The following is a 15,477-nucleotide window of genomic DNA, read 5'->3' as shown; positions in this document are numbered from 1 at the left end:
GTGCACCACCGCTCTCCGGTCATCCTCGTTACGCCCCGCAGGTAGGGGGACGCTGGACGGAGCGAATCTTAGGGCCGTTCGTCATGGATGAGCCAATGCCGCTTGCGCATCCGGCTATGCAAAAAATGCATAACGTGCCCGAGGTAGCGATACCAGCGGCGGATGGGACGTCACCGCTCCGACGCCGGCACGCGCCGCTTGCCGCGCGCCGGCTGCAGCCGTTCTTCGAGGAAGTCCCACAGCTGGGCGACGATGGGCTTGCCGGGCCGCGTGGCGGACGGGCGCTCGCGGTACAGCCGGATCTCCATCTCGATCTCCCAGTTGCCGCCCGCGTCGGCACGCGCCAGCAGCTTCTGCTTCACTTCGCGCGTGACGGCCGACTCGGGCAGGAAGGCGATGCCGCGGCCCTCCAGCGCCATCATCTTCAGGCCTTCGGCCATGTCGGTCTCGTAGCGTTTGTCCAGGTGCAGCGCCGGCTTGGCATCGGTCAGGATCAGGTCGACCATGCGGCCCAGGTAGGCGTTGGTGGTGTAGGACAGGAACGGCAGCGGCGCCGCCTTGCGGCCCGGCAGGGTAAAGGCGGGCTGGCGCGCCTTGTCGCAGCGGGCATAGGCGCGCAGCGCTTCGCGGCCCATCACCAGCATGTCGTAGCGGCCCGGGTCCAGCTGCACGGGCTGGCGCGGATGGTGGTAGCACAGCAGCAGGTCGCAGCCGCCGTCGACCAGCTGCAGCACGGCGTCGTGCACGTTCAGCGCCATCAGGCGGCTGTTGATGACGCCGAACTCCTGTTCGAGCTGCGTGATCCACTTCGGCACGAACGTCAACGACAGCGTGTGGGGCACGGCCAGGTCGATCGTCGTGCGCGTGGCGGCGCGCTTGTGGCGCAGCAGCTCGCGCACGCCGTTGATTTGCCCCAGCATCTCCAGCGCCTGCTCGTAGAACACGACGCCGGCCGGCGTCAGGCGCGTGGGGAACGTGGTGCGGTCGATCAGGTCCGTGCCCAGCCAGTTTTCCAGCGACTGGATGCGGCGCGAGAACGCCGGCTGCGTCACGTGGCGCAGCTGCGCCGAGCGGCTGAAGTTGTTGGTCTCCACCAGCGAAATGAAATCCTCCAGCCACTTCGTTTCCATGTTGCGCTTCCTGTACGGTCGGTCAGGCCGCCATTCTAATGGCTGGCGCCGTTGCTACGGCCGGGTTCGTGTCCACCGTGGGGTCACACCCCGCGGCAGACACGGTCCCAGCCGCGCAGGTGCCCGGTTGCCGGCGCTGGGACTGTAGAGGCCGTGTCCATGGCGGGGTGTGACCCCAAGGTGGACACGGGCTCGGCTTGGTCAATCCTGCTGGGTGGCTGGCGGCGTCATGGCGATGGTCCGCATCGGCGTCCACAGCCAGGCCAGTGTGGCGCAGGCGACCAGCGTGCCACCGCAAGCCGTGAACAAGGTCGCCAGGCTCATGTGTTGCAGCAGCCAGCCGGTGGCGGCGGCCGACAGCGGCGCGAGGCCCATGAAGATGAACAGGAAGATGCTCATCGCGCGGCCCAGCATCTGGGGTGCCACGCGGCGCTGGATCCACGTGAAGATCGCCACCTGCAGGAAGCCGGACAAGAGGCCCAGCACAATGAGCAGCACGGCGCCTTGCCATGTGGCGTGGATCCCGCCCAGCGGCATCAGCAGCAGCCCCGCCACCACGTCGGCGGCCAGCAGCAGCGCGCCGAACGGCACCGCTTTCAACCGCGGCAGCAGCGTGCTGCCGGCCATGCCCAGCAAGGTGCCGGCGCCGTGCGCACCCATCAGCACGCCGTACGCGGGCGCGCTGCGCAAGGTATCGCTGGCCAGCAGCGGCAGCGCCACCTGCAGGGCGCCGCCCACGAACAGCGACACCAGGCCCCAGTACAGGAAACACGTGCGCAGCGGCACGTCGCGCCAGACCGCCACCAGGCCGCTCGCCACCGAGCGCAGGACGGGTTCGCGCGCCGGCGCGCCGGTGTCGCCCGGCAGGTCGAGCAGGCGCACCTGGGCCAGCGTCCACGCCGACAGGATAAAGCTGGCGCAGTCGATCGCAAAGGCGACGGCAAGCGCACGCATGCCGACGTTCCCCGCCGTGGCCGGTGCCAGCGCCAGCAGCAGCGCCGCCAGCAGCGGTCCGGCCAGCAGCGCCAGCTGGCGCAGGCCCATCATCATGCCGTTGGCCGGCCCCAGCAGGGGCCCCGGCACGGCGCGCGGCAGCATCGCGGTACCGGACGGCATCGCGAACGCCTGCGCCAGGCCGATGCCGAACGCCAGCACGTAGACGACAGCCATCGACGCGTGGCCGCCCCACGTCAGGCCGGCCAGGGTTCCCAGCAGCACTACGCTGGCGTATTTCGACAGCATCATCACGTGCTTGGGCGAGTAGCGGTCCACCAGCGCGCCACCCAGCAGGATGAAGACCGCTCGCGGCACGCTCATCAGCGCAATGACGAAGCCCAGCGCCAGGGCGTCGCCGGTGATCTGCAGCACGAGCCAGGGTAGGGCGATCAGCGTGAACTGGTCGCCCACCAGCGACAATGCGCCGCCCGCCAGCAGCCAGCGCAGGTTGGCGTCGCGCCAGGCGGCCGCGTTCATGCGCCCGGGCCCGCGATGGTGCCCAGCACCAGCGTCAACGTGTCCAACTGCTCCTGCGGGGCATGCCGCAGCAGTTCGGCGCAAGCCTCGCGCGCGGTGAACATGGCGTTGTCGAGCAGCTCGTGGCCGGCCGGCGTGATGGCCGCGAAGCCGACGCGGGCGTCGCGCTCGTCCGCCAGGCGCGCGATCAGGCCGGTTTTCTCCAGCGGCAGCAGCGTGCGGGTGACGCCCGAAGCGGTCAGCCCCTGGCGCTCGGCCAGGTCGACGCGGCGCAGCCGGCCGCCCGGCGCATTCGACAGGTGATTGAGCAACATGAAGTCGCCGAACGAGAGGCCGTGGTGGCCGCCCAGTACGGTGTCGAGCCGGCGAATGACGGTGGCGTGGGCACGCGCGAGGCGCAGACAAAAGTCCAGGGCGGTGGTGTCCGCAGGGACAGAAGAGGATGCTTGCATGATGATCCTTGTAAGGTGCTTGAGCAGTCAAGTATAGATCACGTAATTTCCGCGCGCCACAAAAACATCGATCAGCCGACAGGCGTATCATGGCTGCCATGGACAATCGCAGATCATTTCTCAAGAAATCCGTGGCCGTCGCATCCGCCTTGAGCATGCCGGCCCTGGCGCGGGCCGCCGTGGCGGCACCGCACGAGCGCAGCCTGCGTTTCTACAATACGCACACAGGCGAGACCCTGCGCACGCTGTTCTGGGCGGAAGGACAATTCATCCCGGAAGCACTGCAGGACATCAACAAGCTGCTGCGCGATCACCGCAGCAACACGATCGCGACGATCGACCCCGAGCTGATGGTGCTGGTCAATAAGGTCAGCGCCCAGTTCGGCAGCAACAATGTGATCCACATTATTTCCGGGTATCGCTCGCCGGAAACCAACCAGAAGCTGGCCGCCGCCAGCGGCGGTGTCGCCCGGCACAGCATGCACCTGGAAGGCAAGGCTATCGACCTGCGCATTCCAGGCGTGGACTTACGCCAGGTGCACAAGGCCGCGCTGGCGGCGAAAGGCGGCGGCGTGGGGTATTACCAGAACTCCCAGTTCGTCCATATGGACACGGGACGGGTGCGGCATTGGTAGGATGAGGAGCGGCGCCGGGCCATCCAGCCCTCGGCCCATGCTTGCACCCGGGACCGGGAACTGGGGTCAGACCCGCCGGGTCCGACCCCGGCTTCAGCCGTAGGGTGCATCATGTGAGCGGCCCGCTGGCGGCGTTCCTGACGTCTGCCCGTCACCGGCACCGACGCCGCTAGCGCCCCGGGGCCGCCCCGGTCAGGTAGGGAAACGGGTTGACGGGCGTGCCTTGCCACCAGTTCTTGTCGGCGCCCAGCTCGAAGATGGCGAAGTGCAGGTGCGGGGCGTGCGGATCCGAGTTGCCCGTCACGCCCACGTAGCCCACCATCTGGCCGCGGCGCAGCTGCTGGCCTTCCTTCAGGTCGGGCGCGTAGCTGTCCAGGTGAGCGTAGTAGTACGCATATTTTTCGGATGGATCGAACTGGTACACCGTCAGCCCGCCTTGCTTGCTGTTGAACAGCTTGACGACCTTGCCGTCGGCGACGGCCAGCACGGGGGTGCCCTTGGCCGCCATGATGTCCAGCGCCTCGTGACGACGCTCGGTGCCGCGTGCCTGGTTGAAGGTATCCGTCAGCTCTTTCGCGCTGACGCCCGCGACCGGCACCAGCAGCGGACCGATGGCGGGCTTGACGTTCATGTCGACATTCGCGGCGACCGGTGAGACGGGCGCGGGCGGCACCACTTCGGGCAGCTCGCCGGCGGGCAGCGGCACGCCTGCCGCGTTGGCGTTGGCATTGGCCGGCGCGGCGGGTGCCGGCGCGGCGGCCGGCGGGGCCGTGGCCGGCGCCGGCGTTACCGCCGGACCCGGTGCAGGCGTCCCCGTCGCGGCGACGTCACGGCCCAGGTACAGCACGGCGCCCACGACACCCAGCACCACCCCCAACAGTAAAGTCAGCAGCCATTTCATCGCGCGCTCCTCGTGTAGTCGTCAGTCCTGCAGGATGACGGGGAAACCCGGACCCACCAAGTCCGCCACCTTGGCCGCGTCCCAGTTCGTCAGGCGGATGCAGCCGTGCGATTCCGTCTTGCCGATCATGCCCGGTTCCGGCGTGCCGTGGATGCCGTAGTGTTCCTTCGACAGGTCGATCCATACCACGCCCACGGGGTTGTTCGGGCCAGGCTTGATCTTGGTCTTCGTCTCGCCCGGCTTGGCATCCCAGAACAGTTTCGGGTTGTAGTTGTAGTCCGGGTTGCGGCCGACGCCGTTGATCTTCCATTCGCCGATCGGCAGCGGATCGTGTTCGCTGCCCGTGCTGGCCGGGAACTGCGCAACGACCTTGCCGGCGGCATCGACCAGCGCAAGCGTCCGGTCCGACTCGTCCACGACAATGCGCACGGCCGCCGGGATAGGGCCGGCCGCGTGCACGTTCGGCACGATGACCTGCTCGCCGGCGCGATTGAAGTCCTTGCCGGGATTGAGCTCCCGCAGCAGCTTGGGGCTGGCATGGAAGCGTTCGCCCAGCGCCTCGTCGATGCTGGCAAAGCCCAGTGCGGGCAATTTGGCCTTCTCCGCCATCGTCTCGGGCACGGGACGGTATGGCCCTTGCACGTCGGCATCGGTAATCGTGTAGGTGGCCAGCACGGGCTGGCGGTCTTCCAGCGCCGCCAGCGTCTGCGGGTCCAGCTTGCCCGTCGCGGCGAGGCCGCGTGACTTCTGGAACCCCAGCAGCGCCTGCTTCATATTGCTGCCATACCGGCCGTCGATCTGCCCGGTCGAGAAATGGGCACGGTCCAGCAGGACCTGCGCGCGCAACTCGGGGGACTCGGCGGGTTGGGCCGGCGCTTGCGGCTGGGCCGGCGCAGCCGGTGCTGCCGGTACCGCAGGCGGCTGGGATTGGACTTGCGCGGCCTGGACCAGGGGCGCGGCGAGGAGGAGGGCGAGTAGTGACTTGTTCATGCGTCCAGTGTGCCCGCACTCAGCAGCGCACTCTGTTCGGCAGCGAACGTAAAAAAGGCCGCCCGGTTGCCCGGGCGGCCTTCTGGTCATGCTTTAAACGACTGGCGCAGGATCAGCGCTCGCCCCATGGGCGACGCGGCGCGTCCGAACGCGGTGCCGGGCTGCCTTCACGGCGGAAGCTGTCGCCATCGCGACGGAAGCCGCCGCCTTCCTTGCGGAACGGCGTGCCTTCGCTGCTGCGGAACGGCGTACCTTCGCTGCGGTAGTGACCGCCGCCAGCGCCTTCACGCGGCGCCGGCGCGCCTGGCTTGCTGAAGCTGCGCTGGCCCGGCTTGCCGCCGCGGCCTTCGCCCGGCTTCCAGCCCGGACGGGCGGCCGAACGCGGTGGCGCCGAGCGCTTCGGCTCGAAACCTTCCACGACATCGACGGGAATCGTCTGCTTCGTGAAACGCTCGATGCGCTTGACGTTCATGCCTTCGGCGTGGTTCACCAGCGAGATGGCCAGGCCGTTGCGGCCGGCGCGGCCCGTGCGGCCGATACGGTGCACGTAGTCTTCCGGGAACTTCGGCAGGTCGTAGTTGACGACGTGCGTGATCGTCGGCACGTCGATGCCGCGGGCGGCCACGTCGGTGGCGACCAGCACCTTGACGCTGCCGCGGCGCATGCCGTCCAGCGTACGGTTACGGGCGCCCTGGTGCATGTCGCCATGCAGTGCGGCAGCGGAGAAACCGGCGATGTTCAGGCGGTCGGCGATCGTGTCGGCATCGCGCTTGGTGGCGGTGAAGACCACGGCCTGGTCCATCGATTCGTCGCGCAGCAGGTGATCCAGCAGGCGGTTCTTGTGCGACAGGTCGTCCACGAAGTGCACGCGCTGCGTGATGTTTTCGTGCTTGTTGGCGGCCTGCATGATCTGGATGACCTGCGGGTTTTTCGTGATGCGGCGCGCCATGTTGCCGACGACGCCGTCCAGCGTGGCCGAGAACAGCATCGTCTGGCGGTTTTCCGGCGTGGCGGCAACGATCTTCTCGATATCGTCGATGAAGCCCATGTCCAGCATGCGGTCGGCCTCGTCCAGCACCAGGATCTGCAGCTGGGAGAAATCGATCTTGCCCGATTCCATGTGGTCGATCAGGCGGCCCGGCGTCGCCACCAGGATTTCAGGGTTGCGCGACAGCAGTTGCATCTGCTTCGGGTATGGCATGCCGCCCAGGATCGACACGGCCTTGATGCGGCGCAGGTTGACGCTGTACTTATCGGTATTGGTGGTGACCTGCAACGCCAGTTCGCGGGTCGGGGTCAGCACCAGCATCTTCGGCTGGGCCGCCTTGAAACGGGGACGCTCGCCGCGTGCGGACGCGGCTTGTTTTTCCTGGTTCGGCGTACGGGCAGGCGCTGCCGGCTCGACTTCGGCGAGGCGGTGCAGCGATGGCAGCATGAATGCCGCCGTCTTGCCGGAGCCCGTTTGCGAGGACACCAGCAGGTCTTTACCAGCGATCGCGGCCGGAACGGCTTGTTCCTGGACCGGCGTCGGCGCGGTATAACCGGCGTCGAGCAGGGCCTTCAGGATGGACGGGTTCAGACCAAGTGTTTCAAAACTCATGTATATCTTTCGTAAAAATCAGCGTTCGTGCAAAAACGCAGAACGCAACATAGCAACGCCAACCAAACGAAATGACTCTAAACAGCGAGAATAGAAATTTCGGCACAAAAGCTTTGCGCCGGGACGGTGTCAGGTTGCGACACGCAGGGGCGGGGGCTTTTTATAAGCGCCATCCGAGGATTCAAACAATCCCGGTAGTGGATGCGCGAAGGCTTGCGAAGCTGCTTGTTGTTGTATGTTGTAGTTACCTTGTACGCTGCCTGTTGCAGCGCACAAACAACATCATACCTGAAAAACCTTGACCCTGCACGCTTATCTGAAGCGTGCAGGGCGGACGCCCGGGTGGCTGCCCGTTTTACTGGTAGTCGCTCGCGTTCAGGCCCATCACGTGCGAGAAACCGCCGTCGACATAGATGATGTCGCCGGTGATGCCGGAGGCCAGGTCGGACAGCAGGAACGCGGCCGTATTGCCCACTTCCTCGATCGTCACGTTGCGGCGCAGCGGCGCGTGGCTGGCGGCAAAGCCCAGGAGCTTGCCGAAGTCCTTGATGCCGGAGGCGGCCAGCGTCTTGATCGGGCCGGCCGAGATGCCGTTCGAGCGGATGCCCTTCTGGCCCAGGTTTTCGGCCAGGTAACGGACCGACGCTTCCAGCGACGCCTTGGCCAGGCCCATCGTGTTGTAGTAGGGGATGGCGCGCACGGCACCCAGGTAGGACAGCGTCAGCAGCGACGAGCCCTCCTTGAGCAGCGGCAGCGCGGCCTTGGCCATCGCGGGGAAGCTGTAGGCGGAGATGTCGTGGGCGATGCGGTAGTTCTCGCGCGTCAGGCCGTCCAGGAACTCGCCGGCGATGGCTTCGCGCGGCGCGAAGCCGATCGCGTGCACCAGGCCGTCCAGTTGCTGCCATTCCTTGCCCAGGTCGGCAAACAGCGCCTCGATCTGCTCATCGCTCGACACGTCGCAGTCGAACACCAGCTTGCTGCCGAACTCGGCGGCAAACTCGGTGATGCGGTCCTTGAAGCGGTCGCCTACGTAGGTGAAGGCCAGTTCCGCGCCTTCGCGCTGGCACGCCTTGGCGATGCCGTAAGCGATCGAACGGTTCGACAGCAAGCCGGTGATGAGGATTTTTTTGCCTTGCAAGAAAGCCATGTTTACTCCAGTTGCCTACGGCGCCCGACCGGAGCTGGGGCCATGAGTGCAGGTTGTTGTTCTGATTGGTAACAGGAGACACGCCAGGCGTGCCGCTCCCATTACCGCAAGTCCGAGATTGTATGGTCTGGATGGCAGGGCTGCAAGCTTGGCAATGCCGTCGGCGGGCGCAAAGCCTGCAAGCATGCGGCTTGCAAAAGAAAAGGCCGCGTCACCGGTGTGGTGCGCGGCCTTGTCGGCAGGGAGCGCGACGGATCAGTTGCGCGTGCGGCGTTGCTTGCCGGCCTCGGCGCGCGAGACGCGGGCCTTGACGAGCTTGATGGGCGACCGGCTGTTGGCGCTGCCGGCCTTGGCCTGGCGATAATTGCTGCGCTTGACCACGCGTTCGGTGGTGTCGATGGCAACGGTCGCGTTCTCCGCGATCTCGGTCGGGATGTCGACGTTGGCAGAGGTCGACAGCTTCGGCACGAGGATCGTCGAGCCGGCCTTGATGACGCCGCGCGACGGAATATTGTTGGCCTGGCGGATCACGTCCGGCGTGGTGCGGAACTTCGACGCCAGCGACGCGATCGACTCGCGCGCGCCCGTCACCTTGTGCGTGGTCCAGGTGGACAGCGCGCGGCCCCACTGGGCCAGGTTCAGGTGGAATTTCTCCGCGTTTTCCTTCGGCAGCAGGATCTGGGTCTGTTCGCCGCCCGTGATGACGGGGCGCTTGAACTGCGGGTTCAGGGCCTTGAATTCGTCGACCGACAGCTCGGCCAGCTGGGCCGCGATGGCCAGGTCGATGTCGCTGGTCTTGTCGACGGCGGTGAAGTACGGCTCGTTCTGGATCAGCGGCAACGTCTGGCTGTAGCGGGCCGGGTTGGCCACGACATTTTTCAGCGCCTGCAGCTTGGGCACGTAGTTGCGCGTTTCCGCCGGCATCAGGTCGGACAGGCCCTCGAAATCGGTCGGCTTGCCGGCCGCGCGGTTCTTCGCGATGGCTTTCTGCACGGAGCCTTCGCCCCAGTTGTAGGCGGCCAGGGCCAGCTGCCAGTCGCCGAACATGTCATACAGGCGCTGCAGGTAGGTCAGGGCGGCATCCGTCGAGGCCAGCACCGAGCGGCGCTCGTCCTTGAACGCGTTCTGTTTCAAATTGAAGTCACGGCCCGTGCCGGGCATGAATTGCCACATGCCGCCCGCGTTGGCGCTGGACACGGCGGTGGGATTGAACGCGGACTCGACGAAGGGCAGCAGGGCCAGCTCCGTCGGCATGTTGCGTTTTTCCAGTTCCGACACGACGTGGAACAGGTACAGCGAAGCACGCGCCGACGCGCGGGCCATGTATTCGGGGCGCTCGGCATACCAGTTGGTGTGCTTGGCAACGAGGGAGTTGTTCAGGTCGGGAATGGCATAGCCGGAGCGGATGCGGTTCCAGACGTCCGTTTCACGGAACGCGTCTTCCGAGGCGGTTGCCTTGGCGATGTGCTTGGAAGGGGAGGCGAGTTCGGGTGCAGGAGCCTTGGCGGCGGGGGACAGCGGGATCAGCGGCAGGTTGGTGCGTTCCGCGGAGGGCGCGGATTCGACTGCCAGGCCGATCGCCGGAGCCGCGATGATCAGCGCCGCCAGCAGGGGGGTGTACTTGAGTCGCATAGCATTCCATTGTTGTCGTCGATGAAGATCGGACAGGATGTCGGAGCGAAAGTGGCATTGCTTCGAGGAACCTTCCGGACGGACTACCAATTTAAAGGTGGAGTGTACGGACGTTGTCGGGTCGCCGTCAAGAAATATGTCGGCTCGGTTACAAAAAATTTGAGCAATATGGTTGTGTAAAGATGCGGGTTAGATATGCGCGAGATAACAAACGAAGCCGTAAGATGGCGAAAAGGCACTGAAGTGCGTAGAATGCCTGCTTGCGCGCCGCAAGGCGCTGATTACCGCGAAAGTTTCCCATGAGCACCCCCGCCAGCACCCCAGCCACTACCCCCGTCATCGACCACGCCGCCGCCATCGCCGCCACCGAACAGTGGTTGGAAAAGGCCGTGATCGGCCTCAACCTGTGCCCGTTCGCCAAGGCCGTCCATGTCAAGAAGCAGATCCGCTACGTCGTCTCCGACGCGACAACGCCCGAAGCGCTGCTGGAACAGCTGATGGACGAGCTGCAATGGCTGGCCGACACGCCGGCCGAGCAGGTCGACACGACGCTGATCATCCACCCCGGCGTGTTGACGGACTTCGAGGACTACAACGAGTTCCTCGACGTGGCCGACGCGGCGCTGGAGGACATGGCTTTGGTGGGCGAGCTGCAGGTCGCCAGCTTCCACCCCGACTACCAGTTCGCCGATACCGACAAGAACGACATCGGCAACTTCACCAACCGTTCGCCTTACCCCACGCTGCACTTGCTGCGCGAGGACAGCGTCGAGCGCGCCGTCGCCGCCTTCCCGGAAGCGGAAGAGATCTTCGAGCAGAACATCGAGACGATGGAGCAGCTGGGCCACGACGGCTGGGACAAGCTGTTCCCACAGGGGAAGTGATGGCTGACCAGGACCTGCCGGAGCGCCCGGACACGCCGTGCGTGGCCGTGTGTTCCACCACATTCGACGAAATCTGCCGCGGCTGCGGGCGTACCTATATAGAAGTGGCACACTGGGTGTCAATGACGGCCGAGCAGAAGGAAATCGTGTGGCAGCGTATCACCGCGCAGGGATATCCGCGCCGTAATGGGTAGCCTGGGGTCTGTCCCCGGCAGCCAGGCTTGGGGTCTGTCCCCGGTAAGAGAGACCGATGAGGCATCCGTTGGCGCGACGAGGGGACTGACCCCGGTTTTCATCGCTGGCGCATGCACACCGTTGATGCTCGTCAGCCGCGGACAAAAACCGGGGTCAGTCCCCTGGCGCCGCCGCGGACCGCCTCGGGTGACAACCCTTACCGGGGACAGGCCCCAGGGCCAACCCTTGCCTCAGCCGTTATCGGTCGCTTCGGCCGGATCCCCGAACTCCAGCGCGAACTGGCCGTCGTCCGTCGGCGTGGCAACGATGGGGCGGCGCACCCAGCGGCCCTCGACGCGCGTCAGCATCGCCGCCGGCGGCGGCACGTCCTCCGGGTCGTCCAGCGCCGTCTCGTCGGCCCACTCGTAGGCGACACCCTGCGTGACGTCGCCCGTTTCGCGGATCAGCTCGTCCGCGCGGCGGCCCAGCGCGGCCAGGTCGGCAAAGCGCTCGTCCGCGCCCAGTTCGGAAATGATGTAGAGCATTTGTCCTCCCGCTCGATCAGTGCGCTTAGTACGAGCCGATAAAATCTTTCTTGCCGATCTCGATGCCATTATGGCGCAGGATGTCATAGGCGGTCGTGGCGTGGAAGAAGAAGTGCGGCAGCGCGTAGTGCAGCAGGTAGGTCTGGCCGTCGAAGTGCTTGGTCTTCTCGCCGCTGCCAGTCGTGATGGCGCGGCCGGCAGCGCCTTCGATCTCGTGTTGCGGCAGGCCGTCCAGGAAGGCCAGCGTGCGGGCAATGCGCTGCTGCAGGTCGGCGAACGTCTTTTCCGTGTCCTCGTAGGCCGGCACGTCCTGGCCGGCCAGGCGGGCGCCGGCGCCCTTGGCGAAATCGGTGGCGATCTGGATCTGGCGGATGAAGGGCAGCATGTCCGGGTACAGGCGGTACTGCAGCAGGGCGGCCGGGTCGATCTTTTTCGCCTCGACGTGGGCTTCGGCCTTGGCCAGGATGGCCGCCAGGCTGTTCAGGATCTGGCGGAACACGGGAACGGACGCGGAATACGGGGAAAACGACATGACAGGCTCCTTGAAAGAGTGGCGATCATAGCAAGTTCGGCGCGAATCCGCCGGGCCCGGGTCGCAAGGGCGCCGCAAGCGTTGTCGCCACGCCCCGCCAGCCCCGCGCACGGGTGACTCCGAGCGGGCTTTCCGTGCATAATTGCACAACGAAAACAACAGATGCCCCCGCTGCGAATGCCTTCGAACCAACCCGGCCGCCGTCCTGCATGACCAACACGCCACACCGCAGCGTGCGCGAGCGCCTGTCCGCGCTGTACGGCTCGTCGATCTACGGCTCCCTGCTGGTGGTCGTGCTGGTAGGCCTCGTCATCCCGGCCATCGTCGGCAGCTACCTGCTGATCGGCGTGCGCGAGCACCAGGCGGCCCGCACCGCCCTCGACGAAGCCCTGCAGCGCAATGCCGACATCCTCGCGCTGGGCATGCAGGAATCGCTGTGGAACATGAACGCTGATTCGGCCCAGTTGCTGGCCGAATCCGTCATGCGCGACCGCTCGATCGTGCGCGTGGCCGTGACGGGGCAGGGCGACACGCCGTTCATCCACCTGGCCGCCCCGGCGCGGGCGCTGGGCAATGTGGTGCGGGCCGAGCGCGACGTCAACGTGCGCGGCGAACGGATCGGACGCATCGTCGTCGAGATGGACGACGCGCGCAGCCGCCAGGACCTGCGCGGCAAGCAGCGCTCGACCATCTTCGTGCTGGGCGTGCAGCTGTCGGTGTCGCTGGTCCTCATCATCCTGCTGCTGAACCGGCGCGTGATCCAGCCGCTGCGCAAGCTGATGCGCTTCTCGTCGCGCCTGTCGCAAGGCGACTTCGAGACGCGGCTGGACGTGCATGGCCGCGACGAGCTGGGACGCCTGGGCAGCCAGCTCGAGACGACGCGCGCGGCCATCCGCCAGCTGTTCGACGACGTGCGCCAGCGCGAGGAACGCTTTCGCACCATCGTCACGCAGGTGCCCGGCGCGGTGTTCCGCTTCCGCCCGGACGGCCCGATCGAATTCGTCAGCGACGCCATCGAGGACATTTCCGGTTACACGGCCGCGCAACTGATGCGCGGCACCACCCATGCGTGGGTCAACCTGATCACGCCGGAAGACCGGCGCGCCCAGCGCCAGGCGGTCAAGCAGGCCATCGAGGAAAACCGCCCGTACGAATCGGAATACCGCATCGTCGATGCCACCGGCACGCAGCGCTGGGTGCAGGAGGTCGGGCAGCCGCAGATACCCGCCGACGGCTCCGCGCCGTGGGTGGACGGCATCCTGTCCGACATCAGCGAACGCAAGGACAACGAGATGCGCATCGAGGCGCTGCTGGCCGAGCAGGGCGCGATCCTGGACAACGTGATGTTCGGCGTCAGCTTCGTGCGGCACCGGACCATCATGTCCGTCAACCGGCGCTGCGAGGAGCTGTTCGGCTATGGGCCGGGCGAGATGGTGGGCAAGTCGACGGCGATCTTCTTCCCCAACCCGGACGATTTCGAGGCCGCCGGCGCGCGCCAGTACCCGACCCTGGGCCGCGGCGAGTACTTCAGCGAGGAACGCCAGTACCGGCGCCGCGACGGCACGCTGTTCTGGTGCCTCGTCAGCGGTTGCGCGATCGACCAGAACCGGCCGAACGACGGCAGCATCTGGGTCTATGCGGACGTCACCGCGCGCAAGGAGGCGGAGGAAAAGCTGCGCCTCTCGGCCACGGTGCTGGAACATATCGGCGATGCCGTCATGGTGGTGGATGCGACCGGCCGCATCGTCGCCGTCAATCCCGCGTTCACGCAGATCACCGGCTACACGGAAAGCGAGGCGCTGGGCCGCGACCTGTACCTGACGCGCTCGGACCGCCACGACGACACCTTGTGCGAGCAGGTCTGGGACGAGCTGGTGGAGACGGGCTACTGGTGCGGCGAGCTGTGGTGCGTGCGCAAGAACGGCGAGCAGTTCCTGGAGGAGCTGACGATCACCGCCGTGCGCGGCACGGCCGATACCGCGGCCGAGGCGGACCAGGCCAGCGCCCCCGTCACGCACTACGTGGCCGTGTTCAGCGACATCACGCAGGTCAAGCAGTCGCAGGAAAAGCTGGACCACATGGCGCACCACGATCCGTTGACGCAGCTGCCGAACCGGCTGCTCTTCAACGACCGCCTGCAGCATGCGATCGACCGGGCCGCGCGTTCGCACGACCAGCTGGCGCTGCTGTTCATCGACCTGGACCGCTTCAAGACCGTCAACGACACGCTGGGCCACCATATCGGCGACGAGCTGCTGGTGCAGGTGGCGCGGGCGCTGGCAGGCAAGCTGCGCGACGGCGACACGCTGGCGCGCCTGGGCGGCGATGAATTCGTCGTGCTGCTGGAGGACGTCGAGGGCCAGTACGCCACCACCCTGGTGGCCGAGAAGCTGGTGGCGATGTTCGAGCAGCCGTTCCTGGTCGCGGGCCATGAACTGTTCGTCACGTGCAGCGTGGGCGTCAGCCTGTACCCGCACGATGCCACCGATCTCAATATGCTGATCCGGAACGCGGACGTGGCGATGTACCAGGCCAAGGCCCGTGGCCGCAACGGCTATCGCCTGTATGCGCCGGAGATGAGCGGCGAGGGCGTGGCGCGGCTGCAGCTGGAAACCTACCTGCGCCGCTCCATCGAGAAGAACGAGATCTTCCTGCACTACCAGCCGCAGGTGGAGATCGACACGGGCCGCCTGATCGGCGTGGAGGCGCTGGTGCGCTGGAACCATCCGCAACTGGGCCTGGTGCCGCCGTTCCGCTTCATTCCGCTGGCGGAGGACACGGGCTTCATCAACCAGCTGGGCCAGTGGGTGCTGCAGGAAGCGTGCCGCCAGATGGTGCGCTGGCAGCAGGCCGGCCTGGACGTGCCGAAGATCGCCGTCAACCTGTCGGTGCGCCAGTTCGAGCGGGGCACCATCGTCGATGTCGTCGGCGCCATCCTGCGCGAGACGGGGCTGGCCCCGCACCGGCTGCAGCTGGAGGTGACGGAGTCGCTGATCATGAACACGGGCGACGCGCTGGCGTACATCAACGGCTTGCACGCCATCGGCGTCAGCCTGGCCATCGACGATTTCGGCACCGGCTACTCGTCGCTGGCGTACCTGAAACAGATGCCCGTGCAGACGCTCAAGATCGACCGCTCCTTCATCAAGGACATCTCGACCGACGTCAACGACGAGGCTATCGCCATTGCCATCATCCAGCTCGGCAAGAGCATGAACCTGTCCGTCATCGCCGAAGGCGTGGAGACGGACGAACAGGCCGCGTTCCTGTTGCGGCACGGCTGCAACCGGGCGCAGGGCTACCTGTACGGCCGGCCCGTACCATCCGACGAACTGCTGCAGCGCTGGCAGAGCTGACCCTCACCGGACCACTGGACTGGATC

Annotated in this window: 14 protein-coding genes; 4 read left to right on the top strand and 10 right to left on the bottom strand. The window is 66.4% G+C overall.

Features of this window, described 5'->3' with window-relative positions; all coding sequences use genetic code 11:
- Positions 1–170: 170 nt before the first annotated feature.
- The 3 genes from PX653_RS11045 to PX653_RS11035 form a co-directional block, all read right to left on the bottom strand.
- A complete protein-coding gene (locus PX653_RS11045) occupies positions 171–1,130 on the bottom strand; it encodes a LysR family transcriptional regulator (protein WP_277417926.1) in 960 nt (319 codons plus the stop codon).
- 201 nt (positions 1,131–1,331) lie between these two features.
- Complete coding sequence (locus PX653_RS11040; RefSeq protein ID WP_277417925.1) at positions 1,332–2,603, bottom strand: MFS transporter; 1,272 nt, start codon at positions 2,601–2,603, stop codon at positions 1,332–1,334.
- A complete protein-coding gene (locus PX653_RS11035; protein ID WP_277417924.1) occupies positions 2,600–3,055 on the bottom strand; it encodes a MarR family winged helix-turn-helix transcriptional regulator in 456 nt (151 codons plus the stop codon). Before PX653_RS11035 ends, PX653_RS11040 begins: the two co-directional genes overlap by 4 nt.
- An 89-nt stretch (positions 3,056–3,144) precedes the next feature.
- On the opposite strand from PX653_RS11035, the gene mepK reads away from it, so the two are divergent.
- Complete coding sequence (mepK, locus tag PX653_RS11030) at positions 3,145–3,690, top strand: peptidoglycan L,D-endopeptidase MepK (RefSeq protein ID WP_503827214.1); 546 nt, start codon at positions 3,145–3,147, stop codon at positions 3,688–3,690.
- A 169-nt stretch (positions 3,691–3,859) separates the two neighbouring features.
- Here mepK and PX653_RS11025 read toward each other — a convergent pair whose 3' ends face one another.
- The 5 genes from PX653_RS11025 to PX653_RS11005 form a co-directional block, all read right to left on the bottom strand.
- The gene (locus tag PX653_RS11025) at positions 3,860–4,591 is read right to left on the bottom strand and encodes a M23 family metallopeptidase (protein WP_277417922.1); all 732 of its coding nucleotides are present in this window, start codon (positions 4,589–4,591) and stop codon (positions 3,860–3,862) included.
- 21 nt (positions 4,592–4,612) lie between these two features.
- A complete protein-coding gene (locus tag PX653_RS11020; RefSeq protein ID WP_277417921.1) occupies positions 4,613–5,581 on the bottom strand; it encodes a L,D-transpeptidase family protein in 969 nt (322 codons plus the stop codon).
- Positions 5,582–5,693: 112 nt separating this feature from the next.
- Positions 5,694–7,181 (bottom strand): DEAD/DEAH box helicase, encoded by a 1,488-nt coding sequence (locus PX653_RS11015; RefSeq protein ID WP_277417920.1) that lies wholly within the window; start codon positions 7,179–7,181, stop codon positions 5,694–5,696.
- A gap of 355 nt (positions 7,182–7,536) precedes the next feature.
- The gene (fabI, locus tag PX653_RS11010; RefSeq protein ID WP_107141672.1) at positions 7,537–8,328 is read right to left on the bottom strand and encodes an enoyl-ACP reductase FabI; all 792 of its coding nucleotides are present in this window, start codon (positions 8,326–8,328) and stop codon (positions 7,537–7,539) included.
- A gap of 255 nt (positions 8,329–8,583) precedes the next feature.
- Positions 8,584–9,960, bottom strand: a complete 1,377-nt coding sequence (locus PX653_RS11005) for a transglycosylase SLT domain-containing protein (RefSeq protein ID WP_277417919.1) — start codon at positions 9,958–9,960, stop codon at positions 8,584–8,586.
- A gap of 299 nt (positions 9,961–10,259) precedes the next feature.
- Between PX653_RS11005 and PX653_RS11000 the strand changes: the two genes are divergently transcribed.
- Both PX653_RS11000 and PX653_RS10995 read left to right on the top strand, forming a co-directional pair.
- Complete coding sequence (locus PX653_RS11000; RefSeq protein WP_277417918.1) at positions 10,260–10,844, top strand: DUF1415 domain-containing protein; 585 nt, start codon at positions 10,260–10,262, stop codon at positions 10,842–10,844.
- Complete coding sequence (locus PX653_RS10995) at positions 10,844–11,038, top strand: DUF1289 domain-containing protein (protein ID WP_107141675.1); 195 nt, start codon at positions 10,844–10,846, stop codon at positions 11,036–11,038. The genes PX653_RS11000 and PX653_RS10995 overlap by 1 nt, the downstream gene beginning before the upstream one ends.
- Positions 11,039–11,269: 231 nt before the next feature.
- On the opposite strand, the gene PX653_RS10990 is transcribed toward PX653_RS10995, so the two are convergent.
- Positions 11,270–11,563: a hypothetical protein gene (locus tag PX653_RS10990; protein WP_277417917.1), complete on the bottom strand. Its 294-nt coding sequence runs from the start codon at positions 11,561–11,563 to the stop codon at positions 11,270–11,272.
- A gap of 25 nt (positions 11,564–11,588) precedes the next feature.
- Positions 11,589–12,095, bottom strand: a complete 507-nt coding sequence (locus PX653_RS10985; protein ID WP_277417916.1) for a DUF1993 domain-containing protein — start codon at positions 12,093–12,095, stop codon at positions 11,589–11,591.
- Between the two features lie 209 nt (positions 12,096–12,304).
- On the opposite strand from PX653_RS10985, the gene PX653_RS10980 reads away from it, so the two are divergent.
- Positions 12,305–15,451: an EAL domain-containing protein gene (locus PX653_RS10980; protein ID WP_277417915.1), complete on the top strand. Its 3,147-nt coding sequence runs from the start codon at positions 12,305–12,307 to the stop codon at positions 15,449–15,451.
- Positions 15,452–15,477: the final 26 nt, after the last annotated feature.

It is taken from the genome of Pseudoduganella chitinolytica (genome assembly GCF_029028125.1).
GTDB classification, from domain to species: domain Bacteria; phylum Pseudomonadota; class Gammaproteobacteria; order Burkholderiales; family Burkholderiaceae_D; genus Rugamonas; species Rugamonas chitinolytica.
This window is presented reverse-complemented; position numbering and strand designations above follow the sequence as displayed.

Coding starts and splice junctions, on each gene's coding strand:
- PX653_RS11015 (WP_277417920.1), bottom strand. CDS start 7,181: ATGAGTTTTGAAACACTTGGTCTGAACCCGTCCATCCTGAAGGCCCTG.
- fabI (WP_107141672.1), bottom strand. CDS start 8,328: ATGGCTTTCTTGCAAGGCAAAAAAATCCTCATCACCGGCTTGCTGTCG.
- PX653_RS11005 (WP_277417919.1), bottom strand. CDS start 9,960: ATGCGACTCAAGTACACCCCCCTGCTGGCGGCGCTGATCATCGCGGCT.
- PX653_RS10995 (WP_107141675.1), top strand. CDS start 10,844: ATGGCTGACCAGGACCTGCCGGAGCGCCCGGACACGCCGTGCGTGGCC.
- PX653_RS10985 (WP_277417916.1), bottom strand. CDS start 12,095: ATGTCGTTTTCCCCGTATTCCGCGTCCGTTCCCGTGTTCCGCCAGATC.
- PX653_RS11020 (WP_277417921.1), bottom strand. CDS start 5,581: ATGAACAAGTCACTACTCGCCCTCCTCCTCGCCGCGCCCCTGGTCCAG.
- PX653_RS11035 (WP_277417924.1), bottom strand. CDS start 3,055: ATGCAAGCATCCTCTTCTGTCCCTGCGGACACCACCGCCCTGGACTTT.
- mepK (WP_503827214.1), top strand. CDS start 3,145: ATGGCTGCCATGGACAATCGCAGATCATTTCTCAAGAAATCCGTGGCC.
- PX653_RS11040 (WP_277417925.1), bottom strand. CDS start 2,603: ATGAACGCGGCCGCCTGGCGCGACGCCAACCTGCGCTGGCTGCTGGCG.
- PX653_RS11045 (WP_277417926.1), bottom strand. CDS start 1,130: ATGGAAACGAAGTGGCTGGAGGATTTCATTTCGCTGGTGGAGACCAAC.
- PX653_RS11000 (WP_277417918.1), top strand. CDS start 10,260: ATGAGCACCCCCGCCAGCACCCCAGCCACTACCCCCGTCATCGACCAC.
- PX653_RS10980 (WP_277417915.1), top strand. CDS start 12,305: ATGACCAACACGCCACACCGCAGCGTGCGCGAGCGCCTGTCCGCGCTG.
- PX653_RS11025 (WP_277417922.1), bottom strand. CDS start 4,591: ATGAAATGGCTGCTGACTTTACTGTTGGGGGTGGTGCTGGGTGTCGTG.
- PX653_RS10990 (WP_277417917.1), bottom strand. CDS start 11,563: ATGCTCTACATCATTTCCGAACTGGGCGCGGACGAGCGCTTTGCCGAC.